23 protein-coding genes are annotated in these 26,941 nt (G+C 59.3%); 16 read left to right on the top strand and 7 right to left on the bottom strand.

Annotated elements, in window-relative coordinates; translation table 11 throughout:
• Window positions 1-334: transposase (locus VFQ24_04935; protein ID HET9177687.1), on the bottom strand; the 334-nt coding region annotated here is incomplete at its 3' end.
• Here VFQ24_04935 and VFQ24_04930 point away from each other — a divergent pair.
• The 10 genes from VFQ24_04930 to VFQ24_04885 all read left to right on the top strand — a co-directional run bounded on the left by VFQ24_04930 (window position 326) and on the right by VFQ24_04885 (window position 12,240).
• Window positions 326-757, top strand: a complete 432-nt coding sequence (locus tag VFQ24_04930; protein HET9177686.1) for a transposase — start codon at window positions 326-328, stop codon at window positions 755-757. The two genes, VFQ24_04935 and VFQ24_04930, sit on opposite strands and share 9 nt — an antisense overlap.
• Before the next feature lie 214 nt (window positions 758-971).
• On the top strand, window positions 972-1,889 hold the full coding sequence (locus VFQ24_04925) for a hypothetical protein (protein ID HET9177685.1): 918 nt from the start codon (window positions 972-974) through the stop codon (window positions 1,887-1,889).
• A gap of 133 nt (window positions 1,890-2,022) precedes the next feature.
• Window positions 2,023-2,376 carry a hypothetical protein gene (locus VFQ24_04920; GenBank protein HET9177684.1) on the top strand — a complete coding sequence of 118 codons (354 nt, stop codon included), beginning with the start codon at window positions 2,023-2,025 and terminating at the stop codon, window positions 2,374-2,376.
• Window positions 2,377-2,454: 78 nt separating this feature from the next.
• The gene (locus tag VFQ24_04915; protein ID HET9177683.1) at window positions 2,455-3,192 is read left to right on the top strand and encodes a hypothetical protein; all 738 of its coding nucleotides are present in this window, start codon (window positions 2,455-2,457) and stop codon (window positions 3,190-3,192) included.
• Complete coding sequence (locus VFQ24_04910) at window positions 3,189-4,550, top strand: TolC family protein (GenBank protein ID HET9177682.1); 1,362 nt, start codon at window positions 3,189-3,191, stop codon at window positions 4,548-4,550. The genes VFQ24_04915 and VFQ24_04910 overlap by 4 nt, the downstream gene beginning before the upstream one ends.
• 22 nt (window positions 4,551-4,572) lie before the next feature.
• Window positions 4,573-6,150 carry an efflux RND transporter periplasmic adaptor subunit gene (locus VFQ24_04905; protein HET9177681.1) on the top strand — a complete coding sequence of 526 codons (1,578 nt, stop codon included), beginning with the start codon at window positions 4,573-4,575 and terminating at the stop codon, window positions 6,148-6,150.
• Between the two features lies 1 nt (window position 6,151).
• Window positions 6,152-9,418 (top strand): efflux RND transporter permease subunit, encoded by a 3,267-nt coding sequence (locus VFQ24_04900; protein ID HET9177680.1) that lies wholly within the window; start codon window positions 6,152-6,154, stop codon window positions 9,416-9,418.
• A 130-nt stretch (window positions 9,419-9,548) separates the two neighbouring features.
• Window positions 9,549-10,049, top strand: coding sequence for a hypothetical protein (locus VFQ24_04895; GenBank protein HET9177679.1), 501 nt, complete (start codon window positions 9,549-9,551; stop codon window positions 10,047-10,049).
• Window positions 10,050-10,364: 315 nt separating this feature from the next.
• On the top strand, window positions 10,365-11,402 hold the full coding sequence (locus VFQ24_04890; protein ID HET9177678.1) for a type IV toxin-antitoxin system AbiEi family antitoxin: 1,038 nt from the start codon (window positions 10,365-10,367) through the stop codon (window positions 11,400-11,402).
• A complete protein-coding gene (locus VFQ24_04885) occupies window positions 11,368-12,240 on the top strand; it encodes a nucleotidyl transferase AbiEii/AbiGii toxin family protein (protein HET9177677.1) in 873 nt (290 codons plus the stop codon). The genes VFQ24_04890 and VFQ24_04885 overlap by 35 nt, the downstream gene beginning before the upstream one ends.
• A 92-nt stretch (window positions 12,241-12,332) precedes the next feature.
• Here the strand turns inward: VFQ24_04885 and VFQ24_04880 are convergent, their stop codons facing one another.
• Window positions 12,333-13,610, bottom strand: a complete 1,278-nt coding sequence (locus tag VFQ24_04880) for a hydroxyacid-oxoacid transhydrogenase (protein HET9177676.1) — start codon at window positions 13,608-13,610, stop codon at window positions 12,333-12,335.
• A 449-nt stretch (window positions 13,611-14,059) separates the two neighbouring features.
• Here VFQ24_04880 and VFQ24_04875 point away from each other — a divergent pair, with 449 nt between their 5' ends.
• Window positions 14,060-14,461 (top strand): hypothetical protein, encoded by a 402-nt coding sequence (locus tag VFQ24_04875; protein ID HET9177675.1) that lies wholly within the window; start codon window positions 14,060-14,062, stop codon window positions 14,459-14,461.
• Window positions 14,462-14,695: 234 nt separating this feature from the next.
• On the opposite strand, the gene VFQ24_04870 is transcribed toward VFQ24_04875, so the two are convergent.
• Complete coding sequence (locus VFQ24_04870; protein HET9177674.1) at window positions 14,696-15,097, bottom strand: hypothetical protein; 402 nt, start codon at window positions 15,095-15,097, stop codon at window positions 14,696-14,698.
• A gap of 754 nt (window positions 15,098-15,851) precedes the next feature.
• Here VFQ24_04870 and serA point away from each other — a divergent pair.
• Window positions 15,852-17,045, top strand: coding sequence for a phosphoglycerate dehydrogenase (gene serA / locus VFQ24_04865; protein ID HET9177673.1), 1,194 nt, complete (start codon window positions 15,852-15,854; stop codon window positions 17,043-17,045).
• A gap of 76 nt (window positions 17,046-17,121) precedes the next feature.
• Here the strand turns inward: serA and VFQ24_04860 are convergent, their stop codons facing one another.
• From VFQ24_04860 to VFQ24_04850, 3 genes are all read right to left on the bottom strand, one after another.
• Complete coding sequence (locus tag VFQ24_04860) at window positions 17,122-18,390, bottom strand: cation:proton antiporter (protein HET9177672.1); 1,269 nt, start codon at window positions 18,388-18,390, stop codon at window positions 17,122-17,124.
• A gap of 123 nt (window positions 18,391-18,513) precedes the next feature.
• Complete coding sequence (locus VFQ24_04855) at window positions 18,514-18,924, bottom strand: DUF1634 domain-containing protein (GenBank protein HET9177671.1); 411 nt, start codon at window positions 18,922-18,924, stop codon at window positions 18,514-18,516.
• Between the two features lie 2 nt (window positions 18,925-18,926).
• Window positions 18,927-19,757: a sulfite exporter TauE/SafE family protein gene (locus VFQ24_04850; GenBank protein HET9177670.1), complete on the bottom strand. Its 831-nt coding sequence runs from the start codon at window positions 19,755-19,757 to the stop codon at window positions 18,927-18,929.
• A gap of 281 nt (window positions 19,758-20,038) precedes the next feature.
• Here VFQ24_04850 and VFQ24_04845 point away from each other — a divergent pair, with 281 nt between their 5' ends.
• On the top strand, window positions 20,039-21,370 hold the full coding sequence (locus VFQ24_04845) for an enolase C-terminal domain-like protein (GenBank protein ID HET9177669.1): 1,332 nt from the start codon (window positions 20,039-20,041) through the stop codon (window positions 21,368-21,370).
• Between the two features lie 36 nt (window positions 21,371-21,406).
• Window positions 21,407-21,661, top strand: coding sequence for a hypothetical protein (locus VFQ24_04840; GenBank protein ID HET9177668.1), 255 nt, complete (start codon window positions 21,407-21,409; stop codon window positions 21,659-21,661).
• Window positions 21,662-21,749: 88 nt separating this feature from the next.
• On the opposite strand, the gene VFQ24_04835 is transcribed toward VFQ24_04840, so the two are convergent.
• A complete protein-coding gene (locus tag VFQ24_04835) occupies window positions 21,750-24,011 on the bottom strand; it encodes a glycosyltransferase 87 family protein (GenBank protein HET9177667.1) in 2,262 nt (753 codons plus the stop codon).
• 286 nt (window positions 24,012-24,297) lie between these two features.
• Here VFQ24_04835 and VFQ24_04830 point away from each other — a divergent pair, with 286 nt between their 5' ends.
• Both VFQ24_04830 and VFQ24_04825 read left to right on the top strand, forming a co-directional pair.
• Window positions 24,298-24,576, top strand: coding sequence for a PGPGW domain-containing protein (locus VFQ24_04830; protein ID HET9177666.1), 279 nt, complete (start codon window positions 24,298-24,300; stop codon window positions 24,574-24,576).
• 288 nt (window positions 24,577-24,864) lie between these two features.
• Window positions 24,865-26,901, top strand: coding sequence for an alpha-amylase family protein (locus VFQ24_04825; GenBank protein ID HET9177665.1), 2,037 nt, complete (start codon window positions 24,865-24,867; stop codon window positions 26,899-26,901).
• Window positions 26,902-26,941: the final 40 nt, after the last annotated feature.

The raw sequence follows: 26,941 nt of genomic DNA, 5'->3' as shown, positions 1-26,941 counted from the left end.
AAGCGGCCAGCGCCTGCTTGCGTCCTTCGGCGAGGTAGATCGCCTGGGCGTCCGACTTGACCTGGTCGTGGTCACGCCTGCGGACCTTCTCCAGGATGTTCCGCATCTTATGCACCCAGCAGCATTGATGCTTCACCTGCGGGTAAACGGTCTGGATCGCCGCCGCCAGCCCCTCGCATCCGTCGGTGATAATCAGCTGCAGATTCCTCCCTTCCAGCCCGCGTCGAAACAGATTCATCAGCAGTCCTTCCCAAGCCGCCTGGCTCTCGCCCCGGCTGCGCACAAATCCCAGCAGCTGCCGTCCTGCCGGCCGCCTTACCCGCAGATGAAGCATCAATGCTGCTGGGTGCACAAGATGCGGAATATTCTTGAGAAGGTCCGCAGGCGCGACCGTGACCAGGTGAAGGCCGATGCGCAGGCGATCTATCGGGCCGAGAGCCGCCAGGCGGCGCGGGCGGCTTTCCGAGTCTTCCGCTCCCGCTGGCAAAGCAGCTATCCGGCCATGGTGAAGCGCCTGGAGCGAGACCTGCCGGAGTTGCTCACCTTCTTCAGCTTTCCGCGGCACCTCTGGAAAAAGCTGCGAACGACCAACGCCATCGAGCGCTGCTTTGTGAAAGTCCGTCGCCGCACCCGGCCCATGGTCTGCTTCGTCAACGTCGAAAGCCTCGACCGCATCATCTATGCCATCTTCAATGGAATAAATGAGAAGCATCAATGGAAAAACCGAACCCTCCACCTTTTTACACAAGCAGCTTGACATCACCGCTTGGGTGCAACGCTTACCTGGGCTCACCCATATGACATGCTTCGCTTTCGCTCGATGGGCGGAGACGGGCCACGGGCAGACGAGTAAGATACCCACACCTTGCAAATCAGCAATTGAGTCCGGCTGCTTGTCTCGATGCCACGGGAAGGCCATCGAGAAAATTCCTTGCGCCTCGCGGCCGAATCCGTCAACCTGAAATTCAGCAATGAGCGTGACGCCAGTGGAAAAAAGGGAGGTTGCGAGCGCGCATAAACCGGATGCGCGCTTCGAGCGCGGCGCCCGGCCGGTTTCCGAGTCAACGCCGCTTTTGTGGCTGACGGTGCTCAGTCTGGACGCACCTGCGGTGGCCGTGCTGTGGCAATTGCTTTTTGCCAAGTCGTTCCACGTGCGGCTTGGCGCGGGCGTCACTCTTCTTCTGGCGCTGGTGGTGTGGCTGATCTATGTAGCGGACCGGCTGCTCGACGCTTTGGGATCTCCCCCCGATGATGCCGAAGCCACGCGGCATATGTTTTATCGCCGGCATCTTTGGTTGTTTCTGTTTCCCCTCTGCGCCGGGTCCGTATTGGCGGCGTGGCTGGCGCTGACGCAGTTAGACGTCAGGATCTTTGGCGACGGCGTCATCGTCCTTCTTGGCGTCGGGATTTACCTGCTCATCGTGCATCTGGTGTCGCCGCGGCGCGGGTGGCTGCTGCCCAAAGAAATGCTGGTGGGTATTCTGTTTGCGCTCGGCACGTGTTTTCCGGTTTGGCAGAACATGACGGAGAGCACCGTCACGCTGGCGCCGTCTTGCGTGGTTTTTGCAGCTTTGTGCTGGATGAACTGCGCGGCCATTGAGTACGCAGAATGGAGCCGCCTGCGCGGCCGTCGATTCGGGCTGCCACACCCATGGACCGTCTGGATGGGCAGGCGTTTCACGTTGCTTTCCCTTGTGGCAGCCGCCATTGCCGCCACTTATATGATTTCCGGTTACGGACGGCTGCACTGGCAAATTCCGGCAGCGGAACTGCTCAGCGCCCTGGCTTTTACTTTAATTCGTTACAAGGAGAAATCACTGGCCATTGATCAATTCCGGGTGCTGGTGGATGTGGCATTGTTTACTCCGGCCATCTTTCTTCTCCTTTAGAATCAATAAGAACTCGGGGGTGGTAACCAAGCCCCATCGGGGCCGGATGATGTTTTCCCGATCTGAAAAAGCCCTCGAATTATGGGTCGGGTCGCGGACGGCGCGACGCAAGTTATGCTAAGATGCACACCGTATGAGGAAGGCGAAGCCCATCGTGCTGCTCGGTGCATTCCTTTTTGCGACCATGGGAGGCTGCTTCGGTCCGCTGATGGCAGGCCATGCGTCGATGAATTGTTGCACTTCGATGCCTTGCGCTCCGGCAAGCCAGCTTCAGACCTGCTGCACCACGGGAGTACCCGGGCCAGCCAATCAGCTTCAGCAGGCAGCCGAAGTCACCGCTCCGGCTGTCGCCTACGCGGTCGTGGCAACCCTTCCGCATTCCAGCGCAATTCCCGGCGCGATACGGGCAGCGAACGTCCAGTATGATGTCCATTGCTACTCACCGCCCGGCGAGCTTTACACCATCCACCACTCTCTCCTGATTTAGCAACCCGCCTCGCAGCGTGAAAACCTTCACGCTATCGTTTCTCCATTTCACACCATCAGCTTTATCAGGAGGTCCGTCATGCGAGGAGTCTTCCATATTGCTTCGCTCTCTTTAGCGCTTTGCGTTGTTCCCGGCAGCCCATTTGCCGCGCGTCCGGGGCCGCAAGCCAAGCTGGGATCCGGAGCGGGAACCACACTGTGGCAGTCGCCTGCGCGGTTGCGCCATGTGATATCAAAAACTTCCGGGACTCTCGAGATCAATGATCGAGGTGTCGAATTTCGTCCGAACAAGGGGTCGCCGCTGCGCTGGCCGTATACCGAGATTCGGAGCTTCCGCCTCGAAGCGAACCGCCTTGACCTCGAAACTTATCAGAATCGAGGCTGGCATCGTTCGGGCGATCGCGCATTTCACTTCCGCCTTACTGACCCCGTGCCGCCGTCAGTGGCCGAAGCCCTTGCGCGCCGGGTCCAAAAGCCGGTGGAGAACGGCCGGCCTGATCCTGACGCCTCCTGCTTTGCGTCTCTGCCCGCCCGCCATCGCACTTTTGGCGGAGGAACCAACGGAGCACTCTGTTTCCGCGACGGAGGGATCGACTACGTGACGTCCGGCGGGCGCGGCGGCAGGAGCTGGCGCTGGGCGGACATCGAGACGATCGCCCATCCCGGTCCCTACCACTTCCGCATGCAGGGCTACCGCGAAACCTTTGAGTTTGAACTCAAGCAGCCAATGTCGCGCAAGCTGTTTGACAGGCTCTGGGATGCCGTCTACAGCCGCGATCTAAAAGGCCTTGCGTATTCCGAAGGGAGGCAGCAGTGAGCATTCTTCAACCACTCAAAGGGTATGGTCATCGACGAACGGGCCCGGCCCGTGGCCGGGACATTGCTCTGCCCGTCGCTATTCTGCTGGTTGCTGTTGCCTGTCCGATTTCAACGCCAGCAAGGGCCGCGCAGCTTGCGGAAGGGCCGACGCCGGCGCAACCCGCCCAATCGCCCATGCCTTTGGCGCAACTGGTAAAAGAAGCGGAACAGAACAATCCGCAAATCCTGGCGGCAAAGCGGGAATGGCAGGCAGCCACGCAGGCGCCTTCCCAGGTTTCGACGCTGCCAGACCCCCAAATTACCGTCCAGCAGCTCGCGGTTGGAAGCCCACGCCCTTTCGCCGGGTTCTCAAATAGCGACTTCGCCTATATCGGAGTGGGCGTTTCCCAGGATTTGCCTTATCCGGGCAAACTGCGGCTTCGAGGGGAAATTGCCCGCCGCAAAGCGGACACTCTGCGACAGCAGGCTGACGCGGTCAGGCGGTCAGTTATTGAACAAGTCAAAGCCGCATATTTTCGTCTCGACTATGTTCGACAGACGCTTTCGATCCTCGAAAAGGACAAGAAACTTCTGGAGCAGATTGAAAAGATTGCAGAGGCCCGTTACCGGACAGGCCAGGGCAACCAGCAGGATGTGCTCAAGGCGCAGTTGCAGCAGACAAAACTCCTGCGGGACGCCACGCAATACCGCCAGCAAATGCAAACCCTCCAGGCGCAACTCAAACAGCTTCTGAACCGGCCGCAGGATTCAGCGGACATCATCACGGAGAAGCTCACAGAAACCTCACTGCCCTATAGCTCCGATGACCTGCTGGCAGCCGTCCGCACAGGGAACCCGGAAGTCGGCGCTCAGCATGAGATGGTGCAGGACCGCAGCCTGCAGGTGGAACTGGCCCGGAAGGATTTTTATCCTGACTTCAGCCTGCAATACATGTGGCAGCACACGGGCGCGCCCTTCCGCGATTATTACATGGCGACGTTCGGCGTCAGGCTTCCCATTTACCGCAGTCGGCGGCAGAGGCCGGAAGTGGCCGAAGCGGGCGAACAACTGAATAGCGCGCGCCGTGAATATGAAGCGCAGGTCCAGCAGACCTATTTCGAAGTGCGCGACCAGTATCTGGTGGCCGACTCGGACTCCAAAGTCCTCAAGATTTATCGCGAGGGACTGATTCCACAGGCTACGGCCACGTTCAATGCCGGACTTGCCGCCTACCAATCAGCCCAGCAGGACTTTGAAACGCTGCTCAGCTCTTTTGTGGACGTACTCGACCTGGACATCGAGTACTGGCGCACGCTGGCCGAGCACGAAAGCGCGCTGGCCCGGCTTGAACAACTGACCGGAATCCAGATTCCCTGATGAAGCAAGCCGGAGAGAGGAAATGGCCATGAAGGATTATCGCAAAGCATTCCAGATCACGCTGGGGCTGAGCATCGCGCTCGCCGCTGCCGTGGCGTTGATCGCGTGGCGCTACGTCGCGCAAGAACGCCGGGCTTCAGGGCCGAAACAAATGGGCACGGCGGCCCCGGCAGCCGAGCAAAGCCCTGCTGCTGAAACCGCTCCCGGAGCCGCTGCTGCCGCGCTCGCGCCGGTCCAGCTCTCCCCCCAGCGGCTGCAAAGCATCGGCGTCACCAGCGGCGAGGTTGTATTGCGGGAACTGACGGACGAAATCCGCGCGGCGGGCAACGTTGCGGTGGATGAGCGCCGCCAGGCCTACGTGCAGACGCGCTTCTCAGGCTGGATCACCAAAGTTTATGCGGACGCAACCTATCAGTACGTCCGCAAGGGCCAGCCGCTCTTCACCATCTACAGTCCGCAACTGGTGACGACGGAGCAGGAGTATCTGCTGGCCAGAAAGAACAGCGGCTTGCTGGCGCAGAGCACCGTACCGGGCGTGGCCTCGGGCGCCGAATCGCTGCTCACCGCCGCGCGCGCGCGACTACAGCAATGGGACATTCCATCGCGCGAGATTGACCACATTGAGAAGACCGGGGAAATCCGGCACGATCTTGAGATCGATTCTCCGGTGTCGGGCTATATCACCGAGCGCAACGCCCTGCCGAACCTTTACGTCGAGCCGGCCACGCGGCTTTACACCCTTGCCGACCTTTCCACCGTCTGGGTCAATGCCGAAGTTTTCCAGAGTGACATCGGCCAGATTCGCCGCGGCCAGCCCGCCACGGTGACGACCGACGCCTATCCCGGCCGCACGTTTTCAGGGCGCGTGGATTTCGTCTATCCCGAAGTCAACATGGACACACGAACCACAAAGGTGCGGCTCGTTTTCCAGAACCCGGAACTGAAGCTTACGCCCGGCATGTTCGTTAACGTCATGCTGAAAATTCCGATCGGCCGACGTCTTGCAATTCCGGTGCCCGGAGTGTTCCACACCGGCACGCGCAACGTGGTTTTTGTCGATCATGGAGGCGGGTATCTCGAACCGCGTGAGGTGACGCTGGGGCGGCGCGCGGGTGACTACTACAGCGTGCTCAAAGGACTGAAGCCGGGCGAGAAGATTGTGACCTCGGCAAACTTCCTGGTCGATTCCGAAAGCCAGCTCCAGGCAGCGCTCGGCTCCTTTGTACCGCCACCGCCCGGCGCCGGAGCAGCGGCCTCGATGAACATGGCGAACGCCCGTCAGGCAACCGTGGACTTCACCACCTCACCGTCCCCGCCGACCAAAGGCCAGAACACGGTGCGAGTCAAGCTGACGGGGCCCGACGGCAAACCGATCACCGGCGCAGAAGTGAAAGTCCGGTTCTTTATGCCGGCCATGCCGGCCATGGGCATGGCAGCGATGCAGAGCATCTTCACGCTCACCGACCGCGGAGGCGGCTTCTACCAAGGCAGCGGACAACTCCAGACTGGAGGAACGTGGCAGGTGGCGATCACAGCGCAGAAGAACGGGCAGACCGTGGCCATGAAGCAACTGAGCGTCAACGCGCAAGGAGGGATGTAACGTGATAGCCCGCCTGATTGACTGGTGCGCGCGCAACCGATTCCTGGTTTTTACCGGAGTGTTCCTCCTGGTCCTCGCCGGCATCTGGTCGATGAAAAATATTTCTCTGGACGCGCTACCCGACATTTCCGATGTTCAGGTGATCATCCACACCGGCTGGGCAGGGCAGCCGCCCAATATCATCGAGGATCAGGTGACTTATCCCATCGTCACCACCATGCTTGCGGCGCCGCGAGTGAAAAACGTCCGTGCTGAAACGATGTTTGGCGATTCGTATGTCTATGTCGTTTTTCAGGATGGCACCGACCTCTACTGGGCGCGCTCACGAGTGCTGGAATACCTCCAGCAACTGCAGGGCAAACTGCCTTCGGGAGTGAATCCGGTGCTGGGTCCGGACGCCACCGGCGCAGGCTGGGTTTACGAATACGTTCTGGTGGACCACAGCCACAAACAGAACCTGGCCGACCTTCGCAGCCTCCAGGACTGGTATCTTCGCTACCAGCTTGCGACTGTTCCCGGAGTCGCGGAAGTGGCGACCATCGGCGGATTTGTACGCCAGTACCAGGTCCGCCTCGACCCTGAAAAGCTCCAGGCACTGAACATTCCGCTCTCAACGGTCATCGAGCGCGTCCGCGCGAGCACCAACGAAGTCGGCGGACGCCTGCTCGAACTCGGCGGCGCGGAATACATGGTGCGCGGGCTCGGCTATTTCAAGTCTCTCGATGACCTTGCTGATGTTCCCGTCGGTACGCACAACGGCGTGCCCGTGATGGTGAGCGACCTGGGAACGGTTGCCTTTGGGCCAGACATTCGCAGCGGAGCCATCGACTGGAATGGCAGGGGCGAAACGGTGGGCGGAATTGTGGTGATGCGTTTTGGGCAGAACGCGCTCAACGTGATCAACGGGATCAAACAGAAAATCTCAGAAATCAGGTCTTCCCTCCCTGCCGGTGTGGAAATCGTTCCGGCATACGACCGATCTGAGCTGATCCACGAGTCGATCGGCACGTTGCAGCGGGACCTTCTGGAAGAAGTCATCATCGTCAGTCTCGTCATCATCATATTCCTTTTCCACTTTCGTTCTGCCCTTATCGCTATCCTGACTCTTCCCATCGCCGTCGTTGCATCCTTTATCCCGATGTACTACTTCCACATAACCGCCAACATCATGTCGCTGGGCGGGCTGGCACTGGCCATTGGGGTCCTGGTTGACGCCGCCATTGTGATGGTGGAAAACGGCTATCGCACCCTCTCGGAACGCCAGCACGAACTTGAGGCAAGCGCCTCGCCGGCACTCCCGCCGGAGGGGGAACAACCGCCAGGGCCGGGTGTTGCCGAGACAGGCGGGAGCGGGTCTGCAGAGGCTGTTCCGGGCGCCGTCAGTCGCCGGGAACGCCGCAGGCTCCTGTTATCCGCAGCCAAGCAGGTCGGATCTCCCATCTTCTTTTCGCTCGTCATCATTGTGGTTTCGTTCCTTCCTGTCTTTCTGTTGGAAGCGCAGGAAGGCCGGATGTTCCGTCCGCTGGCCTGGACCAAAACTCTGGCCATTGGCTTCTCGTCAATCCTCGCCATCACCCTTGTCCCCGTGCTGATGCTGATCTTTATTCGCGGGCGTTTGAGGCCGGAATCAGCCAATCCCATTTCACGATTTACGCAGGCCGTTTACCTTCCTGTTCTGCGCTGGTGCCTGCGCCACCGGGTCCTCACTCTGCTTGCCAATCTTCTTTTCTTTGCATTGACGATCCCTCTGGCGTTTCGCATGGGCAGCCAGTTTATGCCGCCGTTTTACGAAGGCGACGCCTTGTACATGCCGACGGCCTACCCGGGCATTTCAATTACGCAGGCCTCCAGCCTGATGCAGGAGCAGGACCGAATCATCAAGTCCTTCCCTGAGGTTGAAACCGTTATGGGGGCCGTGGGCCGGTCGGACAGCGCAACGGACAACGCCCCGCTTTCCATGTTTGATACGACGGTCGTCCTGAAGCCGCGATCGAAGTGGCCCGCGGGGATGACGTACTCGAAGCTGGTGCAGGAGATGGACGCCAAGCTGCAATTCCCAGGCCTAACCAACACCTGGACGATGCCCATCCAAAACCGGCTGGATATGGAACTCACTGGAATAAAAACACCTGTTGGCCTGAAAATCCAGGGCGCGACCGTGGCAGACATTCAGCAGGCCGGCGAGCGTGTCGAAAGCCTGCTGTCGGGCCTCGATGGAGTGCGCTCGGTGTTTGCGGAACGCGTCTCGCAAGGTTTTTATGTCAACGTCCAGGTGGACCGCGCGCAGGCGGCGCGTTATGGCTTGACGGTGGCGGACGTGCAGCGGGCCGTGACTTCTGGAATCGGCGGTGAGAATATCGCAGTCAATATTCAGGGGCGCGAACGGTACCCGGTGAACGTCCGCTACAATCGCGACTTCCGCGACAACCTTGATGCCCTTGGGCGCGTGCTGCTTTCCACGCCCAGCGGAGCGCAGGTGCCCCTAAACGAAGTGGCAAGCACCTCCTACTCGCGCGGCCCGGCAATGATCCGGGACGAGGACGGGCAGTTGACCGGTTACGTTTATGTGGACTTGAATACCAGCGACTACGGAGGTTTTGTTCAAAAGGCCGATGCGCTGCTCCAGCAAAAGTTGAATTTACCTCAGGGCACTTCCTATCGTTGGTCCGGTGAATACGAGTTCGAGGTTCGGGCGAAGGAGCGGCTGGAACTGATCGTCCCGCTGGTGTTCTTCGTTATATTCATGCTCCTCTACCTGATCTTCCGTTCTGCGACTGAGGCTTTTGTGCTGATTCTTCCAACCTTCTATGCCCTGACCGGCGGCCTGATCTTACAATGGCTGCTCGGCTATGAGTTCAGTGTGGCGGTCTGGGTGGGCTACATCGCGCTGTTTGGCATTGCGATTGAAACCGGCGTGGTGATGGTTGTCTATCTGCACGAAGCGCTCGACCGGCGCCTTGCCGCGGCCACGCCTGTTGCGCATGAGGACATCGAAGCCGCCGCGATTGAGGGCGCGGTCATGCGCCTGCGGCCCAAGCTGATGACCGTCAGCGTGGTGCTGGCCAGCCTGATACCGATTTTGTGGGAAACCGGCGTGGGGTCCGACGTCATGAAGCCTATCGCCGCGCCCATCGTCGGCGGTATGGTGACGTCAACCATTCATGTGCTGATCCTTGTCCCAGTGTTCTTCGCCATGATGAAAGAACGCGCGCTTCGTCGCGGCACGCTGCGGGCGTCACAAGAAAACAGCGATGAGGACATAGCATAGACCTTCCGTTGTATCAGCGAGATACAGAACATATCCTCGGCCGGGCAGGCGGATAAAGCTTCGTCTCCGGCTGGTTGTTCAGTGGCCAACCTTCCGAGTGGTACAATAAAAGCAATCCCAGGAGAAAGCCATGAGACGCAGCCGGCTCTCGATTGCGGTTTTAATCATTGCGATTGCCGTCGGCGCGGCCTGGCTGGTCCATCGCGAGTTGACTCCAAAGCAGCCGGCCGTCTGCGAGATCTGCGGACGCGGAATCATGAAGCAATTAGAATTTCGAATCGAGACGGCCCATGGCGCCATCGATGCCTGCTGTCCCGCCTGTGCGATGCACCACATCATCAACAACCCTGGAGAGGCGCGTAAGGAACTGGCCACCGACTTCAACTCCGGACGCCTGATTGCCGCGCGTTCGGCATATTACGACATGGGCGGCGACGTGCAGTATTGCACTCGCCACAATCCTGCCATCCAGCGCATGCCGGGCCATGGAGTGGAGATGCGCATCTATGACCGCTGCCTGCCCGTCCTGGTCGCCTTCGCCTCACAGGAAGACGCCGAAGCCTATCGCCAGCAGCACGGCGGCCAGGTCGTCACCTTTGAGCAGGCCCTCGAAAACATCCACAAAGATTAAACGAATCCCGCACATCTAGAGCTAAGCCCTCCCAGGAGCGCGTTAACGGAAACCCATTTTGCGCGGCGCGACAGTCGGGCGGGATTTTGACTTCTCTGGCCGGAAAGAAGCAAATCCGCAACCGCAGGGGCTGCCTGCCCCTCGGCTAAGCTCAACTGAACAACAATGATAGCCGTTACCTATGGTTGCAGGTCAAACAATGTTCATTTTTTATCGTCGTTCACGTATAATGAACATTGATGTTCAATGAACAGCCGGAGCCAGGCGGTAAGGTAGAGACAACCTTCACCTGAGAAGAAAGAAAGGCTAACCCAGATGCTCGAACATACCGCCGAAGTGGAAATACTGGAGAGGGCCCTGAACGCGTTCCAGGAGGCCATCGGTCCCAAGCTCCACGCCGAACTGGTTGAGCCAAGGGGGCCGCGCTGGAGAAACGCGGCTGCTGTGGTCCGGCTGGCCACGCACGGCGTCACGAAGCGGTTTGTGGTGGAAGTCAAACGCGTGGTTAATCCGAACAGCCTAGGCAGAGTCGCAGAACAGGTTGCCCGCCTGCCGCAGCCTGCTCTACTGGCGGCAGAGTATGTGAACCCGAATATGGCCGAGCGGCTGAAGCGGATCAACGTATTCTTTCTGGACACTGTGGGGAACGCCTACCTGGACGTGCCGGGCGTTTTCATCTACATAAAGGGCCAAAAGCCCCCGGCCAAACTCTTCACGGAACGGCCGAGGCGGGCATTCCGGCAGGCAGGCCTCAAAGTGATTTTTGCGTTGCTCTGCAAGCAAGAACTGCTCAACGCTCCGTATCGAACCGTCGCCGAGGCGGCTGATGTGGCCCTTGGAGCAATCGGCTGGATTTTTGGGGACTTGGAAAGGCTCGGCTATCTGCTGAAGCTCCCCGAACATGGCAGGAAGCTGGTCCAGAAGGAGCAACTGCTGGAGCGATGGGTAACCGCTTACCCGGAACAACTGAGGCCGAAGTTGGTGATAGGGCGGTACGCCGCCCCGGATCGAGACTGGTGGCAAAAGGCGCACATCCAAGAGCAGCAGGCCTTTTGGGGAGGCGAGATTGCAGCCGCCCGGCTGACCCAATATCTGAAGCCGGAAGACATAACGATTTATGTGAGAGGCCTGCCGGGCCCGCTGCTGGCCACCCACCGGCTGAGAAAAGATGCTCGGGGAAGCGTGGAAGTTCTGAAGGCATTCTGGGACGCCCGCGTGGACTGGACGAACCAGGGGACTGTCCATCCCATCCTGGCGTATGCCGATTTACTGCGTACCGGAGACGCCCGGAATCTTGAAACGGCTAGGCAGCTTTACGATGCTCAAATTGCTCGATTTGTCCGCGAACATTGATCAATCGACCCTCGAATTTTATGAAGCGCTCGGCGGGGCTGCTGCATCCATGGGTGTCCCGTTTTTCCTGGTTGGGGCAACTGCGCGGGACACCATCATGGAAAAGGGGTTCAGCATCCGCAGCGGACGCGCCACAAAGGACGTTGATGTTGCAGTACGGGTCTCTGGCTGGAATGAATTCGACCAATTGAAGCAGGCTTTGCTCGACTCCAAGCAGTTTGCTGAAGCCAGAGAGACTCAGCGGCTGATCTACCGTAACGAGCTGCCGGTGGACATCATACCCTTTGGAGGGACCGCTGACCCTGACCGCAAGCTAAGCTGGCCTCCTGACCATGATTTCATCATGAGCACGTTGGGCTTTGAGGAAGCCTACCAGGCCGCGCAGCTAGTCCGCGTGAGAGCCCGCCCGCCTTTGGACATTCGCGTGGCGTCCCCGGCAGGGCTGGCGATCCTAAAAATTGTCGCCTGGGCTGATCGCCCGTCAGAAAGGGACAAGGATGCCTACGACCTGGCGTTTATCATGGAAAATTACCTGGACGCAGGGAATTACGGCCGGTTGATGGAAGAGCATCATGACTTAATGGGCGTTGAGGATTTTGACTACACTCAGGCCGGTTGCCGGCTGCTGGGGCGTGACATCGGCAGCATCGCCAAACCGGAAACGCGTGCCAGGATTCAGCAAACACTCCAGGCCGAAACTGCCGGAACAGGCCAATACCGCCTCGTCCGCCAGATGGCAAAGCATTTTGAATCGTTTGGGGAAGACGAGAGACGAATTGACCACATTCTGGTTTTCCTGAAAGAGCTCATCAGGGGGATCAAGGAAACTCCGTTGTAGTAGTGAGATGGGCCTTCCGCCGTTTTCCAATCCCTGCTCTCAGTCGGTCTGCTGAACCTTCTGGCGATTTCCAAACGGCGCCGCGGGTGTTACTACCACGCGGTCATGGCGTCGGAGAAGAGTTGTGCCAGGTCGTCGGCTGAGGCAGATCGTGGAGACAGTTTAGTGACGCGGTGCTGGGGCAGCGTGCCTTCCACGAGGGCCGGGATGTCGCTCGCGTCGTATCCAAGCGCGCGCAGGCCGTTGGGCACCTTGAGGTCGAGCATGAACTCGACCACCTGATCGGCGAGAATCCTGCCCGCATCTTCCAACTTCGCGCCGGTTACTTTGGCCCCGAGAATTTCCGCCGCCTTCATGTGGCGCTCCGGGCATGCCTGCGCCGTGAAACGATAGACGGCGGGCGCGTTCAGGATCACCGAGATCCCGTGCGGGACCATGGGATGATCAACGCTGTAGCCGCGAGGCCGGAAATTCCTCACCAGCCCCGACACTGGATATGACATCCCATGCGGTAGATGCACACCGGCGTTTCCAAATCCGATGCCGGCATACGAGGAGGCCAGCAGCATGGACGCCTGGGCCTCGTCATCACCCGGATCGGCCACGGCGCGCTTCAAGTAGGCGGCCACAAGCCGCAGCGCCTCCAGGCTCCAGACGTCGCTGATGGGGTTCGAACCTTGATACGCCGGACGCATAATCGGCCGGTCAGGCCGGGGGCGCTCGAGGTAAGGCAATGCCGTGAAGGATTCGATGGCGTGGGACAGCACATCGAGTCCCGAGGAGGCGGCCACTTCCGGAGGCAGCGTGCGCGTGTTCTCCGGATCGACCAGGCCGATGGTTGGTTTCAACCGGCGGTGGGCAATTCCGGTCTTGGCATGGAGCGACTCGAGGTCACAGATGGCAACCCCGGTGGTTTCGCTGCCGGTGCCCGCCGTAGTGGGTATGGCGATCAGCGGCTTGAGCGGACCCGGGACGGGCTGGCCCCTGCCGATCGGCGGGTTGACGTATTCCAGGAAGTCAGCCGGGTAGCAGGAGTAAAGGTTGGCGGCCTTGGCGGTGTCCATCGTGGAGCCGCCGCCCACCGCGACAAACGCATCAAAGTCGTCCGCCTGCGCTGCGGCAATGGCTTCCTTGAATGATTCGTCGGTGGGCTCGATGCGCACGCGGTCGAAAACTGAATAGCGGATTTTCTGGCCGCTCAGCGACTCAAGCACCGTGGCAACCGGCGGCAGGCTGCGCAGATTCGGGTCCGTGAGCACCAGAACGTGCCGCTTGCCCAGGTCAGACAACTCCGCGCCTAGCTCGCGCGTGACCCCAGCTCCGAACCGGATGCCGGATGTCACCATCTCAAACGCGTATTCGCGCTCCATAAGTTCCTCCTGGGGCGGGCCTTACTTCTGGCGACCGGCCCGGCCGCTTCATTTCACTGGAAGAATTGCCGCGCACAGTATACTACGGCCTTGAGAATGAGTAAGTACCGGGCGCTCCTGGGAGGGAGATAACGTCGCCGGGATGTTGAATAGAATTCCGGGAAGGAAGGGCTGGCATGCCGTCCCAGCAGGCCCGGAGGTAGAACTAAAGTAACATTGGCTTGCCTCGCCAGAACGGTTAGCATGCTACGGTGTGGGGCAGTCTTGCCCTGGGAGAGTAGTCCGTCAAATGACGTTCTTGCAGGCGCAGCCAAAGGGGGCTTTTCAGGCCGCATGACCCATCCATAAGGGTGAGACAGGCCTGGAAAGGGAGGTTGAAGGTGAATTTCAATAAACGGCTCCAGAAAGTCCATGATTCCGGAGCTGAACGTGCAGCCTGCAGAGTCTTCGTGGCGAACAAATCAGCCAACCGGAAGGTCCTGATTGTCGCGGACGAACCCGCTATCGATAATCTCCTGACCTTGATCAGGAAGCTGGACAGCCGGCGGGTAGTCGCCGCAAACTCAAGACTTGATTTGTTCACGCTTCATCGCAGGTCGTTTGACACCGCCATCCTTGACCTGAGGTGTTCACGGGGCAAGCCCGCCGGCAGGGGCTACGGCATTGGAGAGGTCTGGCCGAACATGGTGGGAAAAGTCCTTGTGATCAACGCCGAAGTGAATGACCAGAAAACGTTCGAATCAGTCGAGCGATACATCTATCATCGGCGGTCCGTCGAGGGGCTTTTGTTCGACCTGGCAAGGTTTGTCCGGTCTCTGTTTGGTCATTCGCCCTCGCCGAACGAGACTTGACCCGAGCGGCGGCGCAAGAGGCAAAACTCCCCCCGCGTGCGCTATTGCGCGCCTCTATGTTACCAACCTGTCTCGCATTCGTGAAGCTCGGCCGAATTGCTTGCCGGAATTTCTCAGCGCCAAACGAATCAGACTTCTTCCTTCGCGGGGAAAGGCGGGTGCGAAAACCGCCCCCGAAATGCCGCACACCGGGCCAGCGGACGCTTCACAGGAGCGCCAACAGGGTGTGCGGGCCTACTTCCACTCCCAAAACTTGGAGCGAGTATTCCCTTCGGCATCCGCATCAAACTCAAAAACGGCGGCGACGGTATTCAATCGCGCCAGGTTGGGCGAGGCCGTGCTGTAATAGATGGCGCCGCGATAACTAACCGCGCCGCCATCGCCAAACCTGCCGACACCCTGGCCTTTCCATGTTGCGTTGTTACCATCAGCCCCGACAATGACCCCATGCCCTTCACCATAGAGTGTGCCGTCCGGCCTTGACTCTGACCAGTAGGTCACGACTTCCATGACGTCGAATCCGAGCAGCTTTCCAGTCGATTCAACCGACACTTCCACTTTGAATCCCTTGTCCACCGACAGGACTCTCCTTCCTGTTCGCTTGCCCTTCAAATCAGCAATCATTTCGCCGAGCATAGTCCCCTCCTTTGTCGGGCGACGTGACGCGCCCTGTTTTAGCTTTCGATGCCGGAACAGAGGACTGTAGTGTACACCAAGTCTGGCCAGATTCCCGCCTTCAGCAACGGACCCGCTGCGAGGGGTCAAATGAGCTCCAGGGACTTAAAGAGTTACCGGCACCACCGGTTATGCCGCCCGAAACCCCGGTACCAGCGCCGTTGGAACTAAAGTTGAATTGTTAAGGTGACGGCCCCAGGCTAGGATGGGATTGTCGATTTGGTAGGTTCGCCCGTGGGGAGGGGGGCCCAAATGACCTTGCTATTGCAGTTTCTCGCAGTTCTCAGTGTCTTTTGTTTCCTCTATTTTCATGCGTTTGACGAGAACGGAACACCCAGGAAAAGACAGTCGCGGCTTGTACCCGTTTTGCGTGGCCCTGAACGCCGCTCGGTAACCCGCTCACAGTGGAAAAGAGGGGAGTACTGAGGCGTAAGCTTTTCAAGCGCGTTATGCCAGGGCGGCAACGAGCCTGTCGAGGCGCCGCCCTGCAACACCTCTGAACTGACCCCGAACTCCGAAGTTCCACCTGATTCCTGCCAGGTTTTCTCATTCAATAAATCGACATCGTGGAATATTCCGCGTTGCAGTCGCCTGCAAGAACGACTCGCGTCGCGGGGGCGCAGGCACTAGAATAGTAAGTTTCGCATTCGTCATCTAATCACCGAAGAGAGGGGCCGTTCCTGACTGGCCCGGAAGCGAGGATGAAAACCCTAAGATGAAAGCGCTATTTCTCGAAAACATTCACGAAACCGCCGCCGCTCCATTCATTAAGGACGGCTATGAAGTGAGAACGCTGCAAGGCAGTCTGGATGAGTCCGCGCTCATTGATGAGGTCAAGGACGTGGAGGTGCTGGGAATCCGCTCCAAGACCAGGGTCACGGCGCGCGTGCTGGACGCTGCCCCCCGGCTGCTGGTGGTAGGCGCGTTCTGCATCGGCACGGACCAGATTGAGCTGCCCGCCTGCTCGGACCGTGGCATCGCTGTCTTTAATGATCCCCATAGCAATACGCGCTCTGTGGCGGAGCTGGTGCTGGGAGAGATCATCATGCTGGCGCGGCGCGTCTTTGACGGCAGCGTGGCGCTCCACCAGGGGTCATGGCAGAAGAGCGCCGCAGGCTGCCACGAGGTGCGCGGCCTGACCGTGGGCATTGTGGGCTATGGCAAAATCGGCTCGCAGCTTTCAGAGCTGGCCCAGGCCATCGGGATGAAAGTGATCTTCAATGACGTGTCGGAGGTGCTGGCGCGCGGCAACGCCAAGAAGGTCAGCTTTGAGGAACTGCTCGAAAAATCGGATTTCGTAACGCTGCACGTTGACGGCCGCCCGCACAATCGGGGGTTCTTCGGCGCTGATGAGTTTCGGCTGATGAAAGAGGGGTCATATTTTCTGAACTTGAGCCGGGGCTTCGTGGTGGACCATGAGGCGCTTGCGGAAAACCTGCGCTGCGGAAAACTGAAAGGGGCGGCCATCGACGTTTTCCCGAAGGAGCCAAAGGCGAAAGGCGGCGCTTTTACCGATAAGCTGCAGAACCTCCCCAATGTGGTCCTCACGCCGCACATCGGCGGAAGCACGGAGGAGGCCCAGCTCCACATCGCGCATCTGGTTTCAGCGCGGATCCACCGTTACGTGGAAGCCGGCGATACCATCCTCAGCGTCAACTTCCCGCACTGCCGTCTTGAACTCGCGCCAGAGGCGCACCGCCTGGTGCACATCCATCGGAACCAGCCCGGCATGCTGCTGGCCATCAACAAGGTGTTCGGAGACCGGGGAATCAACGTGGAACGCCAGGTGCTGGATACCAGGGGCGAAGTCGGCTACGCCATACTCGACATCAACCAGCAATGGGACCCAGGGCTGGTCAGCGCGCTTGAAAGCATACCGCACACCATCCGCTCCCGAGCCCTTTACTAGGCAGGGTGCAGATGGGAAGGCCATTTTGACGTGCTGCCGGCAGGCGGTGGGGCCGCCGCCGCGTACTTCATCTTGCTCATCTTACAGGCGTTTGAGCTTGTTCACCGCGGGGCTCGGCAGCACCGCCGAAGGCGCTCGGTTCGGCGGCGGGTAACTGAGTGTATGCGATCTTCAGCAGGAACGGCGTGGCAAATGTGGTTACCACCGCCATGAGCACGAGAGCGGTGAACAGGCGCTGCCCGATAAAATTATTGGACAGGGCGATATTTGCGATGACGAGTTCCATGATTCCCCGGCCATTCAGGCCGATCCCGACCGCCCAGCTTTCCATCGGCGTCAGTTTGGCGAGGCGGCCGCCCGCGTACCCGCCGAAGATTTTGCCCACAACAGCGGCTGCCAGAATCGCCGCGACCAGCCACCAATCTCTCAGGCTTGCAGCGTCAAATTCAAGCCCGATTGCCGCGAAAAAAATGGGCCCGAGGAACCCCATGGTGATGTCGGAAGCCGTTTTCTGAACTTCCCGGAACCTGGCCTCACCAAGCACTTCGTAACTGAGCAGCATCGAACCAAAAAATGCCCCCACGACGAACTGTAATCCCAGGACCTGAGAAAAACTGGCAAACGCAATGACAAAGAGCAGAGCGATGGCAAAGGCAGACTCCCTGCCCTTCAGCCGGACCAGTATGCGGTAAAGACGGTCTTTCCGCCGGAGAAACCGATGGGGAGAATAGCGCTTGGCAACTCGAGCGGCCAGGATGAACACGGCCATGAAGGTGACGGCCTTGAACAGCGCAATCCCGGTGGAGGCGAGGGCTGTGGAAGGCCCCCCTCCCTTTACTTTTACGTCGAGGATGACGCCGAGGATCAGCAGGGATGTCACGTCGTTGAATACGGCCGCCGAAATGATCCTTTGCCCGATCTCGGTCTGCACTTTCCCAAGGTCCATCAGGATTCGAACGCTTACGGGAAGAGCGGTGATGGCGATGCAGAGGCCGATAAAGATCGATCTCGTGGGGCCCAGATGAAATGCCTGGCCCACCAGGAATCCCAGCAGCATGGGCAGGATGAAGCCCGCCACCGCAACAGACGCGCTGCGGCCGCGGAAGGAATCCCACAGCGTCTTCAGGTTCATGTCCATCCCGGCCAGGAAGACCAGCAGCAGGACGCCCAGATCGGCAACGGCTTTGATTTCATCCGTGAAGTGGACAACTCCAAGGAGAGAAGGGCCCAGCACCACGCCTGCTGCGATTTCGCCAATCATGGCAGGCTGGCCGAAATGTTCTGAGATTTCTCCGAAAGTACGGGAGAGCAGCAGAAGCAGGAGTAAGGCTTCGATGAGCGGCAAGCAGATTCTCTCCAATTGACCGGCAAGAACCAGACGATCCTGCCCAATTCCCCCCATTGTAACTGTCCGCAAGCGAAATAGTCGAGGGGAACAGCAGAGCGAAAGCACCCCCTGGGGCAGGCGCTAGCGCAGAAACAGGCTGTAAGTGAGAACAATAAGGACAATAGCCGTGAAGCAGGTGTACTTCCAGTTCCTGAGGACCCCCATGAAGTAAACCATCGACACGGCCACTCGAATGAAGGGCGTGAGCATGAGCACGGCAATGCCCAGATTAATCAGCAGGCGGGGCCGGACACTGCCATGCAAGGCCAGGCGGACCTCTCCGGTTACGAATTCAAACAGGTTCGTGCCGGCGATCTGGTAATCCAGCGCCAGGCCACCGGTGCGGAGCCATCTCCAGAACATCCCGAGAACGATCAACCCCAGGCTGAGCAAGATGCCGTCCCGGAGGACGACACCCACCACAGAATCCATCTCGAACTGCCGTGCCTCCCCTACGGGCCCGGTCCTGGTGGAAGGAACTGGTGGACTCATCGCTAAATGCCCTGCAGGCCCCTCGTTATCATCTCAACCGCCATGAGCAGCAGAATCACAAGAAAGAATAGGCGCACGGCCTGGTTGGTCAGGCGGACCAGCACTCGCGTGCCCAGGAAAGCCCCGCCAACCACTCCCAGAATCACCGGCACGGCCAGCCCCGGATTGATGAGTCCGGCCGCCAGGTAAACGCTGGTGCCGGCGAGCGCCGTGACGCCGATAATCAGGTTGCTGGTGGTGGTGGAGACCTTGGGAGGGAGACCCATCACCAGGTCGTGGATCAGGACCTTCACCGCGCCAGCGCCAATTCCGAGCAGGCCGGCCACGATTCCTGCTCCAAACATCAGGGGCGCGCCCATGTAAGCCCGGACGGCCTTGTACTCCACCGTTTGCCCGGTAACGACATCCGGGTAACTGCCTTCCATCTCCAGCCAGCGGGTAAACGCGTCCTGCGACGCAGGCTTTTGCCCGGAGGGATGCTTATCCATCAGCAGCGCAATCCATGACGCCAGCAGCACCGCCCCAAAAATGATGTAGAGGGGCTGCGGCGACGATGCGAGAGTGATGCGGGCCCCCGCGATCGCCCCGGCGATGGTGAACATTTCAAGAAACATTCCCACTTTAAGATTGGTGAGGTGGTCGCGGACATACGCCGAGGCCGATCCGCTGGAAGTTGCAATCACGGAAAGGATGCTGATGGCGATGGCATGCTTGATGTCGATTCCAAGGAATGTGAGCACGGGGATGAGAATGATCCCGCCCCCCATGCCGCCCATCGCGCCTACGAAGCCTGCCAGGACAGAAACCGGAAATAAGAGTTGAAATGAGACCATGCGTTCTTGAGGCGCTGGCCGCGCATACCGGCGCAGAACTGGGTTGCACAACAAGTCTAATTATAGATAGTTTTTCGGATCTCGTGCGAAATGTCCCGTCCGGCCGCGCGAGCCGCAGATTCTGACCTCTGCGAGATAGCAGTTTTCGAAGAGTTTACCTGAGCGTATTCGTTGGCACAAGCCTCAGCGGCGGCTGGCACGCAGGTCTCAGCCGGGCAGCTTGACAGCCGTAGCCGGCTTTGATAGCGTCCATCGCTGCCTTCATGTTTAAGGAGTTTCGCATGGACAGACGAGAGTACTTCAAGCTTGGCATGGCCGGGGCCGTGGGCGCGGCGCTTTCGGCGCAGCCGCTGGCGGCACAAGAGCGGGAGACCCGTGCGACACGCGGCTTGCCGACGCCCGTCATCAAAGACATCCAGGTGATCACCACGCAGCCGGCCGGCGTGCGGCTGGTAGTGGTGAAGATTATTACTGATCAGGACGGCCTTTACGGTTACGGTTGCGCCACTTTCACGCAGCGCGCCGATCTGGTGGTGCCCGCGGTGGAGAAATATCTGAAGCCCCTGCTCGTGGGCAAACCCTGCGACCGCATCGAGGACACCTGGCAGGCCTGCTACAACAGCTCCTACTGGCGCAACGGGCCCGTGCTGAACAACGCCATCAGCGGTGTTGACCAGGCGCTGTGGGACATCAAGGGCCGCCAGGCCAACATGCCCGTCTACCAATTGCTGGGCGGCAAGGCGCGCGAAGCGGCATTGGTCTACGGAACGATTGGAGGCACGGAACCCTCGGAGGCCGTCGATCGCGTGCGCGGGCTGATGGCTCAGGGTTTCAAGGTTGTCAAGGTGATGGTGGGCGTGCCCGGTATGTCGTCCTACGGCCCAGCTAGCGGCCCGCCCATGCGCGGCTTGCACTCGGGGCCGGTGTGGGAACCGGGTCCTTATATGCGGCTGACGCGGAAGGTGCTCGAAGAATGCCGCGCGCAACTGGGTGAAGAAATCGAACTGATCCACGACGTACACGAGCGTGTGAGCCCGCACCAGGCTGCGCAGTTTGCCAAGGAATTGGAGCCCATTCGGCTGTTCTATCTCGAGGACGTGCTCTCGCCCGAGCAGATTGACTACTTCCGGCAGATCCGGCAGCAGTGCGCAACCTCGCTCTCCATGGGCGAGCTGTTCAACAGCCCGCACGAATGGAAGCCGCTGATCGAAGGCCGGCTGATCGATTACATCCGCGTGCATCTCTCGCAGGCGGGAGGGTTGACGCCGGCAAGGAAGATCGCCATTCTCGGCGAAATGTACGGCGTGAAGACCGCGTGGCACGGGCCGGGAGATGTTTCGCCCGTTGGCCATACGGCGCAATTGCACCTCGACCTTGCCAGCACGAACTTCGGCATCCAGGAAGGCGGCATCATCACCGGCCTCGAGGCCGAAATCTTCAAGGGCTGCGCGACTTTCAAGGACGGCTATCTCTACGCCACCGACGCGCCAGGCTGGGGGATCGAAATCGACGAGCAGCTTGCGGCCAAACATCCCTTCCGCGACGGGCCTGACCACCTGAACGGCGGCTGGGGCATTGTCCGGCGGTACGATGGAACGGTGATCAAGCAATAGCCACGGGATGAACGGCTTTTGGAGCGTTAGCACGTCATGTCATTCCTTTACAAATCGGGCGAAGAGATAAAGTGCGGAGATCACATAAAGCTCAATGGTCATCCCGGCAGGGTTGAATTTACAGTGACGCGCTACACGGGCGACCCGGCGATGGATTGGCACATCGATGAGTTTGGCGGCGGAATCATGATCAAAGATGAGCATGTCGGTGATGTATTTCTGAGCGTCGAGAGCATCGAGGAAGACGCGGGGTTGGAATTCGTGTCCAGGGCCCCAAATGAGGGTCCGTGAAGGGTACTTTTTCACCGATGCATTCTCATCCTGAGCGCAGCCAGGAACCTGCAGTCTCCCTTCCCCGGCGGTTCCTGCCTGTGAGCCGTCAGCGCTGAGGGACTGCAAGCCGGGCCAGCGCCGTAAGCCCCAGTCCGCGCCCGCAGTCGGTGGCATAGATGATGGATTTCGAGTCTTCTGTCCAGGCGGGATGCGTGGAGTTGCATGTACCGCGAGTCAGCCGGACGTCGCGACCTGTTTTCAGATCGACGAGCGCGAGATGCCAGGCGCCGCCTTCTTCCCGGCTGTAGGCGAGCCATTCCCCGTCCGGCGACACGGCCGGAAACCGCGACGGGGCCGGGGAACCTGTCGAAATTGGTTTGACTTGGAGCGATGCCGGATCGGCGCTAAAGAGTTCCAGCTTTCCGAGGGGCTGCGCCGAGTAAAGGACCCGGTCATTCGAACCGAACGAGACGTCCCAGACGTCGTCACTCGGTCCGGCGACTTCCCGTGCCGGCAGCGGACCCGCCTGCTGCTTTCGCTCCATCAGGTTTACTACCCAAAGGCTTCCTCGGCCTTTGACTTCCCTGATAAACGCCAGCCATCGACCGTCGGCTGAGACCGCGGGCATAGTGGCGTCCTCGACCATGGTGACCGGAAGAGCGCGGTGGTCTCGTTGGTCAGGCTGGCCGATTCGGACGATGCGCGACTTTGCGCCGGAGAGCTCCACCCAAAGCTGGCCGACGCCAGACGACCATGCCGGGTGAAAGGCGTCTGAAGCGAAACTGAAGCTCCGCGTATGCGTGCCTTGCAGGGAGGTCAGCTCGAAACCGGCAATCGTCATGCTTACGAACCAGGTCGCACCGCTGCCTACAGCGGGCTCCGTCGTCATAAAACTGCCCAGCGGAGAGACCACTCGGCCGGCATAGTTGTCGAACTGACCGCGTAGGCTTCGAAAATTACTCGCCACTCCCGCGCCAAATAAGAAGAAAAAGATCATTCCGAAAATTGCTGCGTCCCCGGTCCGCAGCCGCAGAGTGAGAGGCGTGCCAGATGCGCGATTAAGCTCCCAGAGCATGAAGAGCCACAAGGCAATCTCCGCGTAAAGCCGTGGGAAGCTGAGAAGGGACTGCCACCCCGCCGGTGCGGAAGGCATCCAGCGGTAAATCGGAAGACAGACAAGCGTATACAGGGCAATCCATGCAGCCAGCACACGCATCTTCCCCATACGAATCAGATAATCCGCAACAAGCGTTGCGGAAAGAACCAGCACGCAAAAGTGATAAGGACCCGGCGCAGTGGAAAGGACCAGAAGCAGCGCGACGAAGCTTCCCCATTCCAGCCTTGCCCTTGCGGGATCGGTCCGGCGCGAATTAACCAGCCAGAGAATGGAGACGAAAAGTATGGCCTGGCATAACGGCTGCAGAACAGCGAAAGCCGGCGGGAAATGCATCAGAGGGTGTGGATTAAGGTCCGGCTCTCCGATGAACAACCGACGGAGCAGTGCCGTGAGTGAGTTCCAGCGCACGGCGTAAGGGTCTAGAACAGTTCCTGACATTGCCCGGGGCAGGCCCTGGAATAAGTAAGTCCGGTTGGCCGGCCACCCGAAGAGCGCAACTGACAGTCCTGCAAGGATAATGCAGCCCGCCACCAGTCCGAAGACGGCACGCCATTGCTTTTTCCGAATGAAGTAGAACAGAAAAAAGGCGGGATAAATCTTGAGAGCTGAGGCCGCCGCCAAGGCAGCTCCGGAAGTTGCTGGCAGGCCTCTTAAATAAGCCCAGGCGGCCAAAGTCAGCAGGAAAAGCACGAGAACGTGCATCTGGCCGTAGAGGAAGTTGATCGAGAGCGGGTCCAAGGCGAGAAAGGTGAGAATCATCACCCGTCGCAGCCCGAGCTTCGACATCTGGTTCAGAAGAAGAATGGCCAAACCTAAGAAAATCAGGTTCACGATCAGCCACAACCGCTTGGCTTTCAGCGGCGGCAATGAGGCCATCGGCTCCACAGGCAGCATTGAGAGCAGGGTCAGTGACGCAAATCCTACGATCGGGTTCTCGATTCCGGAGTAGTCTTTCTGCCGTGCAAACCAGGTCCAGTCGTACACCCGCTCCAGCGGTAAACCCTGACGATAAATGCGGGCAGCCAGGTAGTAATTGGGGAAATCGGTCTTGAGCGACCTCCACCCGGGCAGAAAACCTCGCCACAGAAACATGCCGATGAGAAGCAGCAGAACTGCAGACTCGGCTCGCGGGAACACCCTTGTGCCGAGGCGGGCCGGGTCGGACTGCGCCGCTCCGCTTCCAGATTGTCCTGCCGCCGGACCTTTTGGGTCGGCCGGCGAGTGGGCGATGTTGTTCATCTGCCAAAGCATACTAGAAGACCAGCCTTCAGAATTTGTCACCAGGGTGTCAATGGGCAGCAAAATGCTTGTTGGCGGGTGGTGTGTCCAGGGCACGCTATGTGCGATACCGGCCTGCAACACTGGCTTGCAGGGTGCTAGTGCCGGCGTCCAAGTCGGCCCTGCCGGTGGTGATTAGCGGAAAGAACGCGGAAAACAGCTTCCCGAAGCCGAGGATGCAAATCCCGGAAGCCTCGCCCAACCACTCCGATGGAACTGGATATATAATTGAGATGACGGGCGTGCAGGTTCCAATCTCGTGACGAGAAGATTTAAACGATTACTGGGTCTGGCTGCGGGATGGAGCCTTGTTTCCCTGGGCGTATTGGGCCTTTTGCTTCCCATCCTTCCAGGCCTGCCGTTCCTTCTGCTCGGAATTACGGTCCTCTCGGCGGAATATGTATGGGCACGCAGGCTTCTGCAAAAACTGCGTGACCTGTTCCCCTCGCTCACTCGCCGGTCCGATTCCGCCAAAGCACGCGCCGGCGAATGGGTGAGGCGGATAGTCCCCACCGGGCCGGACGATTCCCGCCGTTGAAGCATTCCCCAAAGCAAATCGGACGGCCTTCATCAGCAGTCAGGGCCGCCAGGCCGCGGTTACCGACCCTTGCGGCCACCATCACCGAACAACCTGTGTGGACACGCCGTGCGATTGCCGGGCCTATCTCGTCGTGCGCGATCTCTGCGTGTTCTGACTCCAGCCTGAACGATTTTTCCGCCGGTCTATTCTTCCCAGCACTTCGCACACGAGACTGCCTCCGAATTTGGGGGACTGGAAAACGGAAACAGTTGCTGCTAAGATTCGTGACCCACAAGGAGATTGAACATGATTTCACGTCGCGGGTTCCTTCAAGCCCAGTTGGCCGGTATAGCTGTGGTCATTTGCAAGCCGCGTCAACTGGCGGCAGCGCAGGCCGGCAGTTCGTCAAAACCTTTACCCTGGATTAATTATGTCCGCATATCGGGCAACTCCCTCAGGCTGGACCGAGTTGACGAGATCGTCCGGGAAGCGACGGAGACGCACGTCTTCGGCATTGAGACTGACAATGACATCGAGGGACGCTATGAGAGTTTTCTCGATCCAGCCGAAAAGCTGAAGGCGATCAAAGCAGTGGCTGAGAAAGCGCACGCCGCGGGCAATTATGCCTTTGTCTACGTTGCGGGATTCGAGTGCATCACTGCGAACGCCGCCACCGTAAAGCACTCCCTCTACAAGGACCATCCTGACTGGGTCCAGAGGAAGATCACGGGCGAGCCGGCGCTGTTTGGGGGAGGCACGGCCTTCTGGATCCGGAAGGGCGATGAGGATGTCTGGGTCAGCCCCTATGTTCCCGAGTGGCGCAAGATTTACATGGAACACGTCCGCCAGATTGCGGCCACGGGCATCGACGGCATCTACGTGGATATCCCCTACTGGATGACGCATTTTACCGGCTGGGAGAAGACCTGGGCCAGCTTCGACAAGTACACGGTGGCCGAGTTCAAGAAGCGCACCGGGTTGAATGCCATGACCGGCCTGAAGCTGGGCGATTTCTCCGATGCTAATTTTCGCCGCTGGGTGGATTTCCGCATCACCACGATTACCGAGTTCATGAAGGAAGTCGGGGACAACTTCAAATCAGTGAACCCGAAAGGCGTGACCATAGCGGAAATCTATCCGGGTATTGAATTCGAGGCCGTGCGGGTTGGCTCAGATGTTTATCAACTTTACGACGTGATCGACCTGATTGCTCACGAGTATGAATGGAGTGGAGTAGGGAACGCTTCGAGGAAGACGTCGCTCGACTGGCTGCACTTCATGATCGGCATGTACAGCTTTCGCGCCTTTGCCGGCAAAAAACCGACCTGGATGCTCAGCTATTCGTGGGACGGCGAGAAGGGCGTCAGCCCCGGCGAGGAGATGCAGAACCTGTTTTCTGCACAGCTCATGGCGGGTACAAATTGCTGGGACGTCCATGGCCACGTGATGTCGGGCTCGAATGACATCGCAATGCGAAAGAAGATTTTCGCCTGGATCGAGCAACACGACACGACGTTTTATAATTCGCGGACGCCTATTCACCCGATTGGCGTCTATTTCTCGCCGCGCACGCGGGACTACTTTGCGGAAGAATTCCTCGATTCCTACTTCGGGACCATGGCGTTGCTGATGCATTCCCATCTAGAATTTCAGATTGTCACACCGAGGACCCTGGCTGATTTTCGCGGGCCGATCCTTGCCTTGCCGGACGCGCGCTGCCTGAGCGACGTGGAAATTAAGGCCCTGGAATCCCACGCCAGGTCCGGAGGCAAGCTTATTGTTTCGGGCCAGTCTGGCCAGTGCGATGAAGGCGGCCAGGTTCGCCCGTCCAATGCGCTCCACCATTTTCTTGGAATCCGGAATTCGGGCGAAAGATCAAGCGGCGCTGCCGGGGGAGGATACGTCTACCTCCCCGAGTGCCCAGGACGCGCGTATTGGCAGACATTGGGCAAGGAGTTCAGCCAGGCCGCTTCCCAAGGTACGGCCACCGGGCGGAGTTTCCAGTCGCTGAGGCATGAATTCGACACGAATGCCATTGGGGCTCTCAAAGTCAATTTGCCCGTACAGATTAACGCATCACCTTTCGTCACGGCCCAGACGGCGCGGGTGGATGGCAAGGCCCATGTCTTCCTTGCCAACTTCAAAGGCCTCCGGCCGCGGCAAAATGCAACGCAGATTCCGGAAAAGAACGTCGAGATCTTCTTCCCTCCAGATACGGGGAGCAGAGCATTTGTTTTGCCTTTCCTGGGGAAGGCCCGAAATCTTCCCGTCGAACGGAGTGGCGAACGGCTTCGCGTTGTCGTGCCCGTGATCGATAAGGGTGCGGTCGTGTGGCTCGAGTAGAGGCTTCACTCGTGAATAAAGCGCCGTCGATCAGAGACCG

It is taken from the genome of Terriglobia bacterium (assembly GCA_035712365.1).
Classification (GTDB): domain Bacteria; phylum Acidobacteriota; class Terriglobia; order UBA7540; family UBA7540; genus SCRD01.
Note: the sequence above shows the minus strand (reverse complement) of the source record. Positions and strands in the feature narration are given on the sequence as shown.

What these genes read in the sequence shown, in the direction of transcription:
- VFQ24_04845 (HET9177669.1), top strand. Translation starts at nt 20,039, where the DNA reads ATGGACAGACGAGAGTACTTCAAGCTTGGCATGGCCGGGGCCGTGGGC.
- VFQ24_04905 (HET9177681.1), top strand. Translation starts at nt 4,573, where the DNA reads ATGGCCATGAAGGATTATCGCAAAGCATTCCAGATCACGCTGGGGCTG.
- VFQ24_04925 (HET9177685.1), top strand. Translation starts at nt 972, where the DNA reads ATGAGCGTGACGCCAGTGGAAAAAAGGGAGGTTGCGAGCGCGCATAAA.
- VFQ24_04895 (HET9177679.1), top strand. Translation starts at nt 9,549, where the DNA reads ATGAGACGCAGCCGGCTCTCGATTGCGGTTTTAATCATTGCGATTGCC.
- VFQ24_04930 (HET9177686.1), top strand. Translation starts at nt 326, where the DNA reads ATGAAGCATCAATGCTGCTGGGTGCACAAGATGCGGAATATTCTTGAG.
- VFQ24_04825 (HET9177665.1), top strand. Translation starts at nt 24,865, where the DNA reads ATGATTTCACGTCGCGGGTTCCTTCAAGCCCAGTTGGCCGGTATAGCT.
- serA (HET9177673.1), top strand. Translation starts at nt 15,852, where the DNA reads ATGAAAGCGCTATTTCTCGAAAACATTCACGAAACCGCCGCCGCTCCA.
- VFQ24_04915 (HET9177683.1), top strand. Translation starts at nt 2,455, where the DNA reads ATGCGAGGAGTCTTCCATATTGCTTCGCTCTCTTTAGCGCTTTGCGTT.
- VFQ24_04920 (HET9177684.1), top strand. Translation starts at nt 2,023, where the DNA reads ATGAGGAAGGCGAAGCCCATCGTGCTGCTCGGTGCATTCCTTTTTGCG.
- VFQ24_04885 (HET9177677.1), top strand. Translation starts at nt 11,368, where the DNA reads ATGCTCAAATTGCTCGATTTGTCCGCGAACATTGATCAATCGACCCTC.
- VFQ24_04880 (HET9177676.1), bottom strand. Translation starts at nt 13,610, where the DNA reads ATGGAGCGCGAATACGCGTTTGAGATGGTGACATCCGGCATCCGGTTC.
- VFQ24_04890 (HET9177678.1), top strand. Translation starts at nt 10,365, where the DNA reads ATGCTCGAACATACCGCCGAAGTGGAAATACTGGAGAGGGCCCTGAAC.
- VFQ24_04840 (HET9177668.1), top strand. Translation starts at nt 21,407, where the DNA reads ATGTCATTCCTTTACAAATCGGGCGAAGAGATAAAGTGCGGAGATCAC.
- VFQ24_04850 (HET9177670.1), bottom strand. Translation starts at nt 19,757, where the DNA reads ATGGTCTCATTTCAACTCTTATTTCCGGTTTCTGTCCTGGCAGGCTTC.
- VFQ24_04870 (HET9177674.1), bottom strand. Translation starts at nt 15,097, where the DNA reads ATGCTCGGCGAAATGATTGCTGATTTGAAGGGCAAGCGAACAGGAAGG.
- VFQ24_04855 (HET9177671.1), bottom strand. Translation starts at nt 18,924, where the DNA reads ATGAGTCCACCAGTTCCTTCCACCAGGACCGGGCCCGTAGGGGAGGCA.
- VFQ24_04835 (HET9177667.1), bottom strand. Translation starts at nt 24,011, where the DNA reads ATGCTTTGGCAGATGAACAACATCGCCCACTCGCCGGCCGACCCAAAA.